Origin of the sequence: Micromonospora sp. NPDC049645, from assembly GCF_040675155.1 — a bacterium.
Taxonomy (GTDB): domain Bacteria; phylum Actinomycetota; class Actinomycetes; order Mycobacteriales; family Micromonosporaceae; genus Micromonospora.
Window position 1 is genome coordinate 291,083 of the sequence record NZ_JBFAOI010000006.1, and the last position, 12,726, is coordinate 303,808.

The 12,726-nt window shown below is 70.7% G+C and carries 10 protein-coding genes; 4 read left to right on the plus strand and 6 right to left on the minus strand.

The window, feature by feature from the left end; translation table 11 throughout:
- Positions 1 to 522: 522 nt before the first annotated feature.
- Together ctaD and AB0J33_RS16860 are read right to left on the minus strand one after the other, a co-directional pair.
- Positions 523 to 2,280 carry a cytochrome c oxidase subunit I gene (ctaD, locus tag AB0J33_RS16855; protein WP_363614408.1) on the minus strand — a complete coding sequence of 586 codons (1,758 nt, stop codon included), beginning with the start codon at positions 2,278 to 2,280 and terminating at the stop codon, positions 523 to 525.
- 130 nt (positions 2,281 to 2,410) lie between these two features.
- Complete coding sequence (locus tag AB0J33_RS16860; RefSeq protein WP_363614410.1) at positions 2,411 to 3,517, minus strand: FAD-dependent monooxygenase; 1,107 nt, start codon at positions 3,515 to 3,517, stop codon at positions 2,411 to 2,413.
- Positions 3,518 to 3,817: 300 nt separating this feature from the next.
- On the opposite strand from AB0J33_RS16860, the gene AB0J33_RS16865 reads away from it, so the two are divergent.
- On the plus strand, positions 3,818 to 4,942 hold the full coding sequence (locus tag AB0J33_RS16865) for a cellulose binding domain-containing protein (RefSeq protein ID WP_363614412.1): 1,125 nt from the start codon (positions 3,818 to 3,820) through the stop codon (positions 4,940 to 4,942).
- 175 nt (positions 4,943 to 5,117) lie between these two features.
- Entirely contained in the window at positions 5,118 to 6,659 is a 1,542-nt protein-coding gene (locus AB0J33_RS16870) for a SulP family inorganic anion transporter (protein WP_363614414.1), read from the plus strand.
- 96 nt (positions 6,660 to 6,755) lie between these two features.
- Here AB0J33_RS16870 and AB0J33_RS16875 read toward each other — a convergent pair whose 3' ends face one another.
- The 3 genes from AB0J33_RS16875 to AB0J33_RS16885 form a co-directional block, all read right to left on the minus strand.
- Positions 6,756 to 7,721, minus strand: a complete 966-nt coding sequence (locus tag AB0J33_RS16875) for an N-acetylmuramoyl-L-alanine amidase (RefSeq protein WP_363614416.1) — start codon at positions 7,719 to 7,721, stop codon at positions 6,756 to 6,758.
- The gene (locus AB0J33_RS16880) at positions 7,721 to 7,873 is read right to left on the minus strand and encodes a hypothetical protein (protein WP_363614418.1); all 153 of its coding nucleotides are present in this window, start codon (positions 7,871 to 7,873) and stop codon (positions 7,721 to 7,723) included. Before AB0J33_RS16880 ends, AB0J33_RS16875 begins: the two co-directional genes overlap by 1 nt.
- Before the next feature lie 126 nt (positions 7,874 to 7,999).
- Positions 8,000 to 8,788, minus strand: a complete 789-nt coding sequence (locus AB0J33_RS16885; RefSeq protein ID WP_363614420.1) for an aldo/keto reductase — start codon at positions 8,786 to 8,788, stop codon at positions 8,000 to 8,002.
- Positions 8,789 to 8,882: 94 nt separating this feature from the next.
- On the opposite strand from AB0J33_RS16885, the gene AB0J33_RS16890 reads away from it, so the two are divergent.
- Positions 8,883 to 9,932, plus strand: a complete 1,050-nt coding sequence (locus AB0J33_RS16890; protein ID WP_363614422.1) for a DNA polymerase ligase N-terminal domain-containing protein — start codon at positions 8,883 to 8,885, stop codon at positions 9,930 to 9,932.
- Between the two features lie 14 nt (positions 9,933 to 9,946).
- Positions 9,947 to 11,137 (plus strand): threonine synthase, encoded by a 1,191-nt coding sequence (locus AB0J33_RS16895; protein ID WP_363614424.1) that lies wholly within the window; start codon positions 9,947 to 9,949, stop codon positions 11,135 to 11,137.
- A 51-nt stretch (positions 11,138 to 11,188) separates the two neighbouring features.
- Here AB0J33_RS16895 and AB0J33_RS16900 read toward each other — a convergent pair whose 3' ends face one another.
- Positions 11,189 to 12,541 (minus strand): pectate lyase, encoded by a 1,353-nt coding sequence (locus tag AB0J33_RS16900; protein ID WP_363614426.1) that lies wholly within the window; start codon positions 12,539 to 12,541, stop codon positions 11,189 to 11,191.
- Positions 12,542 to 12,726 lie beyond the last annotated feature (185 nt).

The following is a 12,726-nucleotide window of genomic DNA, read 5'->3' on the forward strand; positions in this document are numbered from 1 at the left end:
CGGGCAGGCATCTGCTCGGTTATCCCCGAGGGCACCGCCCAGAGCCGTCGGCACACATGCTCACAGCGGTTATACCTGTGAGGCATATTTATGACCCACAGGTATAACGCTCTTCAGAGTGCCAGTCTCCCGGAAATCCCCTCACGCCGCCCAGGCGGGCCAAGCGAGCCGGCCCGGCCGGCCCGGCGGGCAGGCGGCCGGGCAGACAAACGGGCCGGGCAGACGGGCCGGGCAGCCGAGCCGGGCAGGCGGGCAGCCGGGCCGGGCAGGCGGGCAGCCGGGCCGGGCAGGCGGGCAGCCGGGCAGCCGGGCCAGGCAGGCAGGCAGCCGGGCAGGCGGGCAGGCGGCCGGGCAGGCGGGCCGGGCGAGGCAGACCTGGCGGGGCCGGATGCGGGGCGAGGCAGACCCGGGGCTGGGCAAGACTAGCCAAGGCAGCTGGACATGGCGACGGGCGCCGCTCCCGGTGGTACCGGGGGGCGGCGCCCGTCGTACTGCTGAGCTTTCGTCAGTGCCGAGCTTGCGTCAGTGCCGGTCGACGTCGCTGGCGGTGTCCTCGCGGTAGCTGGCACCGCCGTCCGACTCGCTGGTGAGCGGCTTGGCGCCACCCTCTGGCGGGCCGGCCACGCTCTGGCCTGCGGCCAGCTCGGGGAACTTCGCGTCGAACGCCGGCCGCTCCGAGCGGATCCGGGGCATCTTGTCGAAGTTGCGCAGCGGGGGCGGGCTGCTGGTCGCCCACTCCAGCGAGTTGCCGTGACCCCAGGGGTCGTTAACCTCGACCACCGGGCCGGTCTTGTACGACTTCCAGCAGTTGTAGATGAACGGCAGCGTCGAGATACCGGTGATGAACGCGCCGATCGTGGAGATCGTGTTCAGCGTGGTGAAGCCGTCGCTGGGCAGGTAGTCGGCGTAGCGACGGGGCATGCCCTCGTTGCCGAGCCAGTGCTGCACCAGGAACGTGGTGTGGAAGCCGATCATGGTGAGCCAGAAGTGCACCTTGCCGAGGCGCTCGTCGAGCATCCGGCCGAACATCTTCGGGAACCAGAAGTAGATGCCCGCGAACACCGCGAACACGATGGTGCCGAAGAGCACGTAGTGGAAGTGGGCCACCACGAAGTACGAGTCCGACACGTGGAAGTCGATCGGCGGGCTGGCCAGCAGCACACCGGTGAGACCACCGAAGAGGAAGGTGACCAGGAAGCCGACCGCCCAGAGCATCGGCGTCTCGAAGCTGATCTGGCCCCGCCACATGGTGCCGATCCAGTTGAAGAACTTCATACCGGTCGGCACGGCGATCAGGTAGCTCAGGAAGCTGAAGAACGGCAGCAGCACCTGGCCGGTGGCGAACATGTGGTGCGCCCAGACGCTCATGGAGAGCGCGGCGATCGCGACGGTCGCGGCGACCAGACCCTTGTAGCCGAAAATCGGCTTGCGGGAGAAGACCGGGATGACCTCGCTGATGATGCCGAAGAACGGCAACGCCACGATGTAGACCTCGGGGTGCCCGAAGAACCAGAACAGATGCTGCCAGAGCATCGGCCCACCGGTTGCCGGGTCGTACACGTGCGCGCCGAGGATGCGGTCCGCGGCGAGCGCGAACAGCGCGGCGGCCAGCAGCGGGAAGACCAGGATCACCAGGAGGCTGGTGACCAGGATGTTCCACGTGAAGATCGGCATCCGGAACATGGTCATGCCGGGCGCACGCAGGGTCAGCACGGTGGTGATCATGTTCACCGCACCGAGGATGGTGCCCAGACCGGAGATGGCCAGACCCATGATCCACATGTTGGCGCCGACGCCGGGCGAGTGCTCGACGCTGCTCAGCGGCGCGTACGCGAACCAGCCGAAGTCGGCGGCGCCGCCCGGGGTGATGAACCCGGCGGTCGCCATCGTCCCGCCGAACAGGTACAGCCAGTAGGCGAAGCTGTTCAGCCGGGGGAAGGAGACGTCGGGCGCGCCGATCTGGATCGGCACGATGTAGTTCGCGAAGGCGAAGACGATCGGCGTCGCGAAGAACAGCAACATGATCGTGCCGTGCATCGTGAAGAGCTGGTTGTACTGCTCCGGCGACAGGAACTGCAGCCCGGGTCGGGCCAGCTCAGCCCGCATGACCAGGGCCATCAGGCCACCGATCATGAAGAACACGAACGCGGTGATCATGTACATGATCCCGATCTGCTTCGCGTCCGTGGTTCGCAGCAGCCGCGCGATGGCCGACCCCTTGACCGGCTCCCGGACCGGCCAGGGCCGGGTCACGACCGGCTTGGGTGCGACGGTGGTCACGAGTGGCCTCCGGTTCTCGGTTGTCCCGCTCGGCACACGCTGGTTATCGGCGGGCCGTCATCCGCAAGGAGGATAGTCCCCGGCAGGTCGCAGCGCCGCGTGGGGTGGCGTGACACGATCTACAACGGGGCTACAGCGGGCCGAGCAGGAGCCGGTAGTGCTCCCCGAAGATCCGGTCGCCGCGTCCGCGCAGCAGCGGGTCGCGCAGCGCCGGCGGGACGTCCCTGGTCCGGTTGCGGTCCCGGGTCCGGTCCCGCACCCATCGGGTACGCGGACGGCGACGACTCTCGTACGCCACGAGCGCCGCCTCCACGCTGTTCGCGGCGCGCAGCGACTCGGCCAGCACCACGGCGTCCTCCAGTGCCATGGCCGCGCCCTGGGACAGCGTCGGCGCGGTGGCGTGCGCGGCGTCGCCGACCAGCAGGACACGTCCCCGGTACCAGCGGCCCAACTCCACCTCGTCGGTGATCCCGACGTGCACCTCGTCGAGGGCCGCCAACACCTCGGGCACCGGGCCTCGGTAGTCGGCGAAGAGCTCCCGCAGCCGGGCCAGCGGATCGGCGGGTTCCTCGGTGCCGGCCTCGTCGGCGTAGAGATGCAGCCGCCCGGCACCGATCGGCACCATCAGGAAGCCGGAGCGCTGGCCGAGCAGGGCGGTCCACTCGGTGACCGGCGGACCGTCGCGCAGGACGGCCCGGTAGACCACCTGCCCGACCGGGCGCGGCGGCCCACCGAGCGCGGCCAGCGCACGGACCGAGGAGCGTGGCCCGTCGGCGCCGATGACCAGGTCGTACTCGGTGGTGGTGCCGTCGGTGAAGGTGACGCCGACCGCGCCCGGGAGCAGGTCGAGGGTGCGGACCTCGGCGCCGTGCCGGACGGCACCGCCTGCGCCGCTGAGCAGCACCCGGTGCAGGTCGGCCCGGGGCAGCGCCCGGCACTCGCCGACGCCGGCCCAGAGGGCGTCCAGGTCGACCTCGCAGAGTTGCGCGCCCGCGGCGTCGAAGAACCGCTGCCGGTGGATGACCTGCCCGGTCGGCCGGACCGGGTCGTGCAGGTCGAGCCGGTGGAGTGCGCGGGCGGCATTGCCGGGCAGGTAGAGGCCGGTCTCGGTGGACTCCCCCGGTGGCAACTTGTCGGTGACGTCGGGCCGGAAGCCCGCCAGGCGCAGCGCCCGGGCCACGGCCAGGCCGGCGATGCCCGCGCCGACGACGAGGATGCGCAGGGGGGAGCCACCCATGGTGGTGTACGCCTCCGGAGGGGGAGCGGCACGCGTTGGAGGCAACACGCTACTCGGAGCGATCGGCGCACACCAGGCCCAATCGGTCTGCCCACCACCGCTCGTCGGCGTGGCGCGCCGCTCAGCTGGCCGTCCGACGCCAGCCGTCCGTCGGGGGCATGGCAATCCTCACAATTCACCAGTTTGACGCGTACGGTTGCGCAGCAATTACATACATGTAAATGTGTCGTTGAGCGTGGGAGCGCTCCCGCACCACCCCACCACATCCGGCGCCCGGCACGCGCCGAGTCAAGGAGCGTCATGAAACGTCAACTTCGGGCCCTGGCCGCCGCCGGGCTGCTGGTCGCCAGCTCACTGGTGGCCGTGGCCCTCGGCGGCAACGCCTCCGCCGACACCCTGATCTGCGAACAGTACGGCTCGACCACCATCCAGGGCCGGTACGTGGTGCAGAACAACCGCTGGGGCACCACCGCCCAGCAGTGCATCAACGTCACCAGCAGTGGCTTCGAGATCACCACCCTGAATGGCAGCAGCCCCACCAACGGCGCGCCCACCGCGTACCCCTCGGTGTTCTTCGGTTGTCACTACACCAACTGCTCCCCCGGCACGAACCTGCCGATCCAGGTGAGCCAGATCAGCAGCGCCACCAGCAGCATCTCCTACCGTTACGTCAGCGGCGCCACCTACAACGCGTCGTACGACATCTGGCTGGACCCGTCGCCGAAGAAGGACGGGGTGAACCAGATGGAAATCATGATCTGGCTCAACCGGCAGGGCCCGATCCAGCCCATCGGCTCGGTCGTCGGCACGACGAACCTGGCCGGCCGCACCTGGGAGGTCTGGCGGGGCAGCAACGGCTCCAACAACGTCATCTCCTACGTCGCGCCGTCGGCGATCTCCAGCCTGAACTTCAGCGTGCTGGACTTCATCAACGACACCCGCAACCGGGGCGCGATCACCAACTCCTGGTACCTGACCAGCATCCAGGCCGGTTTCGAGCCCTGGCAGGGCGGCGTCGGCCTCGCGGTGACGTCGTTCTCGGCGAACGTCAACGGCGGTGGCAACCCCACCACCCCGCCGCCGACCACCCCGCCGCCGAGCGGTGGCGCCAGTTGCGCGGTGAAGTACACGGCGAACTCGTGGAACAACGGTTTCACCGCCGACGTGCAGATCACCAACACCGGGTCCAGCGCGATCAACGGCTGGACGCTCAACTACAGCCTGCCCAGCGGGCAGACGGTCACCAACGCGTGGAACGCCACGGTGAGCCAGAGCGGGTCTACGGTGACCGCCCGCAACACCGGCCACAACGGATCCCTCGCGCCCGGCGGTACGGCGAGCTTCGGCTACCAGGGCACCCTGAGCGGGTCGTACTCGTCCCCGACCAGCTTCTCGCTCAACGGGGCGACCTGCTCCCGTAACTGATCCGACACCACGAACGTGCGGGGGCGTGACCTGGACGGTCACGCCCCCGCACGTCGCTGGTCGCGGGCTGGCCCAGACCGTCGGCGTGACATTTCATGCGGCCACGACGGCGATATCGAGGGTGAAAGAATCACGCTTAACTATGCATTAATATTATGTAAGTACCTTCCGGGGCATGTCGGCTTTTGCGTCTTTTCGGCACGATGTCCCCTCGTCGATCGTTGTCTTCCTGATCGCCATCCCGTTGTCCCTGGGCATCGCCGCCGCCTCCGGAGCACCCCTGCTGGCCGGGCTGGTCGCCGCCGTCGTGGGCGGGATCGTCGCCGGCGCCCTCAGCGGGGCACCGCTCCAGGTCAGCGGACCAGCAGCTGGCCTCACCGTGATCGTCGCGGGCACCATCGCCGAGTTCGGCTTCGCCGGCACCGCCGCGATCGTGACCGTCGCCGGGCTGCTGCAGATCCTGCTGGGCGTCACCCGCCTCGGGCGGGCCGCGCTCGCTCTGTCGCCAACGGTCGTACACGGGATGCTGGCCGGCATCGGCCTGGTCATCGCGCTGAGCCAGGTCCACGTCGCGCTCGGCGGTGCGCCCCAGAGCTCCGCGTGGGCGAATCTCCGTGACCTACCCGGCCAGGTCGCCGACTACCACAGCGTGTCCGTGCTGCTCGGCGCGCTGACCATGACGCTGCTGCTGGTCTGGTCACGGCTGGTCAAGACCACCATGCTGCCGGCGACCCTGGTGGCGGTGGTGGTCGCCACCGTGGTCGCGGCGGCCGTCGGCGCCGACGTGGAGCGGGTGGATCTGCCCGCCAACCCCCTGGACGCGCTCACCTTCGCCCGCTGGCCCGACTCGCCGCTGTGGGAGGTCATCCCGGCAGTCCTCACCATCGCCCTGGTAGCGAGCGTGGAATCTCTTCTCTCCGCGGTGGCCGTCGACCGGATGCACCACGGCGCACGGGCGAACCTCGATCGTGAACTCATCGCTCAGGGCGCCGCGAACGCCGTGTCCGGAACGCTCGGCGGTCTCCCGGTCACCGGCGTCATCGTGCGCAGCTCGGCCAACGTGGCGGCCGCGGCACGAACCCGCGCGTCGACCATCCTGCACGGGGTCTGGATCGCCGGGTTCGTGATGGCCGGCGCCGTACTGCTGGAAATGATCCCGATGGCGGCGCTCGCCGCCGTCCTCGTGGTGGTCGGCCTGCGGCTGGTGAGCCTCGCCCAGATCCGCACGTACGCCCGGCACCGGGAGCTGCCCATCTATGTGGTCACCGCGGTCGGCGTGGCAGCGACGGATCTGCTCATCGGGGTCGGACTGGGCATGGCGACGGCAGCGCTCTTCATGTTGTGGCGGTTGGCCCGCTGCGAGATCCACGTCACCGAGCCGAACTCCGGCGCCTGGCTCGTGTCGATCACCGGAACCCTCGCCTTCGTCGCCTCCGGACGACTCACCCGCCGACTCGCCGCCCTGCCCCCGGGGCAGCACGTCGAACTCGAACTACACCTGGACTATCTCGACCACGGCGCCTACGAGACCATCCGCGACTGGCAGGCGTCCTACACGCGCTCCGGTGGCGACGTCCACGTGAGTGAGGTGCACGGTTCGTGGCTTCATCGTGCGGGCACCGACGGGCTCGGCACCGGCAAACGGCCCGTCCAGTGCCCGCGCCAGGGGTCGGTCCGTTACGAGTTGCCGCCGCCACGATCCAAGCCGATCTCGTGAAGTCGGGGCATCCTCGCGCCTGGGACACCCCGACTTCCCGGAAGCCGAGTGGATCAGCACGGCCGGCACCCGCCGCCCGTACCGAAGTGGGGATCGTCAGACCCGGGTGAGGCGTACGGCGTCGGCGATGACCAGGCCGGTGGTGTTGCTCCACCGGCTCACCGCTACCCGGTTGGCGTCGCCCGCGGGCAGGGCGAACGTGCCGAGGATCCGCCACTGCCCGCCGGTCACCCGCTGGTCCACGTACACCGTCCGGTTACCGCTGCTGGTCGCGATGATGTACGGGGTGGCGCTGTTGTAGCCGCTGTTCGTCGGCCACCAGGCCTCGACCCGGTAGTTGCCGGCCGCCGGGACGTTGAAGCGGTACCAGGCGGGGTCGCTGGCGGCGACCGGGTCCGCGTACCGGTAGTCGGCGCCGTAGCGCTGGCTGGAGAACGATGACACCCCCCAGTTGGCGCTGGCGGTGAACCGGCCGCTGGTCGTGTTGTCCACGGTGGACGACCAGGCCGTGCCACCGCCGGCCATTCTCGCCGCCACGTCGGCCCGCATCACGTTCAGGTCGATGAAGGACGGGTCGATCTTCCCGGTGGTGCTGGTTTCCCGGTGGCCCCGGGCGTAGCTGCTGTCCCGGCCGAGGCGGGTGAGCACGGCGGCGGTGGCGGCCAGCGACGCGTCGTACTGCGCGGCGGTCATCTCCTGGTTGACGCCGTTGTAGTCGATCTCCCACCCGATCATGAGGGTGTTGCCGTCACCGGCCGGGATGGGCCCGCTGCCGCCGCTGACCCCCGCGTGGTTGCACCGGCCGGCGGAGATGACGTGGAAGACGCCGTGGTAGTCGACGAGCGCCTGACACAGCGGCCCCGGCAGGTCGGACCGGCCGTTGATGCAGATGCCGAGCGCCGGGTGCGGGTTGCTGGCGCTGGACGTCGAGGCGGTGTGGTGCCAGAGCACCCCGATCGGGTCGAAGGAGCCGGGTCGCATCCGGTTGAGCCAGTCCCCCTCGACCACGACCTGGACCCCGGCACCCCGCAGCACGTCCACCAGCCAGGGGATCGTCGCCATCAGGCGTCCTGGATCAGGTCGGCGAGGCACTCGGCCTTCGGAGCGGCGCCGGCCGGGGTGGGGCGGGCGACGACGGTCAGCGCGGCTGCCACCAGGGCGGGGATGCCGAGCACGCCGCGGCGGCGCAGACGGATGGATGGTGATCGGGTCATGGCGATCCTCCAGCGACGGCGGGCACGAACGGATCGACGAACGTGATGACGGGCACGCTATACCGTCACGTACGTCGATGTCGATACCCTTCAATGGCGTGTGTCGCGCTGAAGGAAATCGCCGGTTCAGACCTCGCCGAGCGCGTCGATGTCGCGCATCTCCTCCGCCGTCAGCGAGAAGTGGAAGACGTCGAAGTTGGCGGTGATCCGCTCCGGCGTCACCGACTTCGGAATCGCCACGATCTCGTGGTCGATGTGCCAGCGCAGCACCACCTGCGCCGGGGAGACGCCGTGCGCGGCGGCGATCCTGACCAGCACCGGGTCACTGAGGTCGCTGGTCTTGAACGGGCTGTACCCCTCCAGCACCACCCCCCGGTCCCGGTGCTCGGCGTGCCGCTGCCGGTCGTACAGCGCCGGGCTCCACTCGATCTGGTTGACCGCCGGGTTCTCCTCGGTGGACTGGATCAGCTCGTCGATCTGTGCGGTGCTGTAGTTGCTGACACCGATCGCCCGGGTGAGGTTCTCGTCCCGGGCGGCGATCAACTCCCGCCAGAGCGGGATGCTGTCCGCCGGCGACCTCGGCGGCCAGTGGATCAGCCAGAGGTCCAGGTGGTCGACGCCGAGCGCCTCCAGGCTGGCCTCCAGCGTCTGCCGCTCCCGGCCCACCTGGCTGGGCGGCAGCTTGGTGGTGATGAAGACGTCCTCCCGGCGTAGCCCGCTCTCCCGCACCGCCCGACCGACCTCCCGCTCGTTGCCGTACATGGTCGCGGTGTCGAGGTGCCGGTACCCGGTGTCGAGCGCGGCCAGCACGGCGTCGTAGCCGGCCTGGCCGGTGGCCTGCCAGGTGCCGAAGCCGAGCAGAGGCATCCGCACGTCACCGGGGAGCAGGGCGGTGGGCTGGTCGGTGAGGTCCATGAGGTCCGTTCTACCCCGCCGCACCCCCGGCCGCCGAGCGAACCGGACACTCCGGCGTCCAGCGCACCGGTCCGGTTTGCCGGAGAATGCGGGTGTGACCGACCGGCTGGAGGAGTACCGGCGACGGCGGGACGCGGCCCGGACACCGGAGCCCGTGCCGCCGGGGAGCCCTTCGCCGGCCGGTCCGGGCGCCGACGCCGCGCGTTTCGTCATCCAGCAGCACCACGCCCGCAGCCTGCACTGGGATCTCCGCCTTGAGCACGAGGGGGTGCTCGCCTCCTGGGCGGTGCCGCGCGGGCTGCCCCGCGATCCGGGTCGCAAGCACCTCGCCGTGCACACCGAGGACCACCCGATGGAATACCTCGACTTCGCCGGCGAGATCCCCGCCGGCGAGTACGGCGGCGGCCGGATGCTGATCCACGACCGGGGCACCTACGAGTGTGAGAAGTGGCGCGACGACGAGGTGATCGTGACGCTCTACGGTGAGCGCACCGCCGGCCGCTACGTCCTGTTCTCCACCGGCGGGCGGGACTGGATGGTCCGGCGGACCGACCCCGCGCCGCCGGGCTGGACGCCGATGCCCGACCTGGTCCGACCGATGCACGCCACGCCCGCCGCCGGGCTCCCCCGCGACCGCGCGGCCTGGGGGTACGAGCTGCGCTGGGACGGGGTCAGGGCGATGGCGTACGTCTCCGGTGGGCGGCTGCGGCTGCTCTCCGAGACCGACGAGGAGATCACCGGCGGGTACCCGTGGCTGCGCGCGATGGCCGAGGCGCTCGCGCCCACCGAGGCGGTGCTCGACGGCGTGCTGGTCCGCATCGACGCCGCCGGGCGGGTCCGCCCGGTCCGGCCGACCAGCGGCAGCCGGGTTCCCGCGGGTGCCCAGTACCTGGTCGTCGACCTGCTCTGGCTGGAGGGCGTGAGCAGCGTCGACGTGCCGTACGCGCAACGCCGGGAGCTGCTGGATGGGCTGGCCTTGGCCGGTGGGCACTGGCAGACTCCGCCGTGGTTCCCGGGCGCGGGCGACGAGGCCCTGCGCGCCGGTCGGGAACAGGGCCTGCCGGGCGTGGTCGCCAAGCGACTGGACTCGGCCTACGAGTCGGGGCGGCGCAGCCGGCACTGGCTGAGCATCGACGCGGTCTGACGGCGAGGAGTGACGTGTACCTGACCCATCTGGACTGCCCACGCTGCGGCAAGGAGTACGCCGCCGACCGGGTACAGAACCTCTGCGAGTGCGGGTCACCGCTGCTGGCCCGCTACGACCTGCCGGCCGTGGCGAAGGCGGTCACCCCGGAACGCTTCCCGCTGCGCCCGGCGGACCTGTGGCGCTACCGGGAACTGCTGCCGGTGGCGGATCCTCGGCACGTCACCACGCTGGGCGAGGGCTGGACGCCGCTGTTGCGCGCACCTGCGTACGGCGCCGAGATCGGCGTCGCGGACCTGATGGTCAAGGACGAGGGGCTGATCCCGACCGGTTCGTTCAAGGCCCGGGGCGCGGCGGTCGGTGTGAGCCGGGCCCGTGAGCTGGGCGTCGAGCGGATCGCGATGCCCACCAACGGCAACGCGGGGTCGGCCTGGGCCACCTACGCCGCGCGGGCCGGGATGGGCGCCACCATTGTCATGCCGCTGGAGGCGCCGAGCATCTGCCGGCGCGAGTGCGTCGCCGCGGGGGCCGACCTGCGCCTGATCGACGGACTGATCGGCGACGCCGGGCGGCGGGTCGCCGAGCTGATCGCGGAGTCGAACGGGGCGATCTTCGACGCCGGCACGCTGCGCGAGCCCTACCGGCTGGAGGGCAAGAAGACGATGGGGTACGAGATCGTCGAGCAGCTCGGCTGGCAGGCGCCCGACGTGATCATCTACCCGACCGGCGGCGGTGTCGGCCTGATCGGCATCCACAAGGCGCTGCACGAGCTGCGTGAGCTGGGCTGGATCGGCGACAAGCTGCCCCGGCTGGTGGCGGTGCAGTCCACCGGCTGCGCGCCGATCGTGCGGGCGTTCGCCGCCGGTGAGGACCGGGCGCAGCCGTGGGCGGACGCGCACACGGTGGCGTTCGGCATCACCGTGCCGGCGCCGTTGGGCGACGAGCTGATCCTGGCGGCACTGCGGGAGTCCTCCGGCACGGCCGTCGCCGTCGACGACGCGGACATCCTGGCCGACCTGCGGGACTTCGCCGCCCGCGAGGGGCTGCTGCTCTGCCCGGAGGGGGCGGCCTGCCTCACGGCGGCGCGGCAACTGCGCGCCGGCGGCTGGATCCGGGCCGGTGAGCGGGTGGTGGTGCTCAACACCGGCGCCGGGCTGAAGTATCCGGACACCGTCGACGTGTCCGGCGTACCCCTGATGGAGTGACCTGGCGGCACCCCGCGGACCGGGCGGTGCGCGGGGTGCCTTCGTGCCGGTCTACTGGTAGGTGATGTCCGAGGGTGAGTAGAGGCAGTTGACGCCGTCGGCGCCCTCGCCGATCTCGGTCGGCTCGCTGCCCTTCGGTACGCCCTTGTACTTCACGCAGATCGAGGTCTCCCGGTCCGGGTCGCCGACGATGGTGATCCGGCTGAAGCGGGCGGTGTCGCCCCAGTTGGTGTTGATGCCGGCGATCGCGTCGGTGTTCCGGACGGTCACGTTGTCGATCACCACGTGCCGCTGGTACGACGTGGAGCAGTTGCCGCAGGCCCGGTAGAGCTTCCCGGCGTTCTCCACCCGGAAGTTCTTGATGTAGACGGTGCCCGAGCCGTTGTGCTGGAAGACCTTGTCGCTGGCGGAGCGGGCGCCGCCCCCGTCGACGGTGTACGTGCTGCCGCCCCGGAAGGTGGCCGCGTCCTCGCCGACGTCCTCCCACCAGACGTTGATCAGGGTGCAGTTGCCCTCGCAGTGCACGCCGTCACCGGCCGGGGCGCCGATGATCACGTTGCGCAGGGTGGCGCCGGCGGCCAGTTCGAACATCGGATCCTGGCTCTCGCTCTGCCCGCCGTCACCGATGCCGTAGTAACGCTTGAGCCCGCCGTCGAACGTCCCGGAGACCGGGATCGTCGCGTCGACCTTCTGGCTGCTGCTGGGCGTCGGCCAGCCGGCCGGCGGAGGCGTGCTGGTCGGCGGCGGAGTGGTGGTCGGCGGCGGCGGGGTCGGGGTGCCGCCACCGGACGAGTCGACCAGCACGTCGTCGAAGCTTGCGCTGGCGTACGCGGTGACCAGGCCGATCCGGCCGGCGCCGGCCAGGCTGTTGCTGCCGGACGCGATCTGGGTGCCGTTGACGAAGCCGCGGATGGTGCTGCCGCTGGTCTCGATCCGCAGGGTGTACCAGGTGCCGGTGCCGACACCCAGTGCGGCCGAGCCGATCGCGGTGACGGAGCTGCCGTTGACCGCCTGGAGTTCGGCCCGGCCGGAGCCCAGCAGAGCCAACCGGTACATCTTGGTGCTGCTGGTGGAGCGGGCCGCGAGCCCGACCAGGGCGCTGGACGAGCCGAAGTTCGTCGGCCGGACCCGGGCCTGCACCGTGTAGTTGGTCCAGCTGGTCTGGCCGGCGAACTGCCGGGCCAGCTCACTGCCGGCGTTGGACTGGCTGAGCACTCCCGAACCGTCGACGGCCCAGGTGCCGCCGGACTTGGACCAGCCGGAGGTGTCGCCGTCGGTGAAGTCGTCGCTGAAGACGGTGGCCGCGAGGGCCGAGGTCATGCCGGCGGCGAGGGCCGCCACGGTCACCCCGGCACCCACCGCCAGTAGGAGTGGTCGGCGGCCGGGAAGTCGTGTTTTTTGCACAGGTGTCCTCCTTGACGCATGTGGTGGCGATCCCTCGGCCGCCGCGCCGAGACGTGGGGGGACGGCGTGCCGCGTGCTGAGCGGGATCGGTGTGCGCCCCGCCGGACGCCCGGATCCGAAGCGGGGTGAAGCGGGATCAAAACCCTGGGGAAAGGGCTTTCCCGCTCTTTCGAGGCTAGGACTGC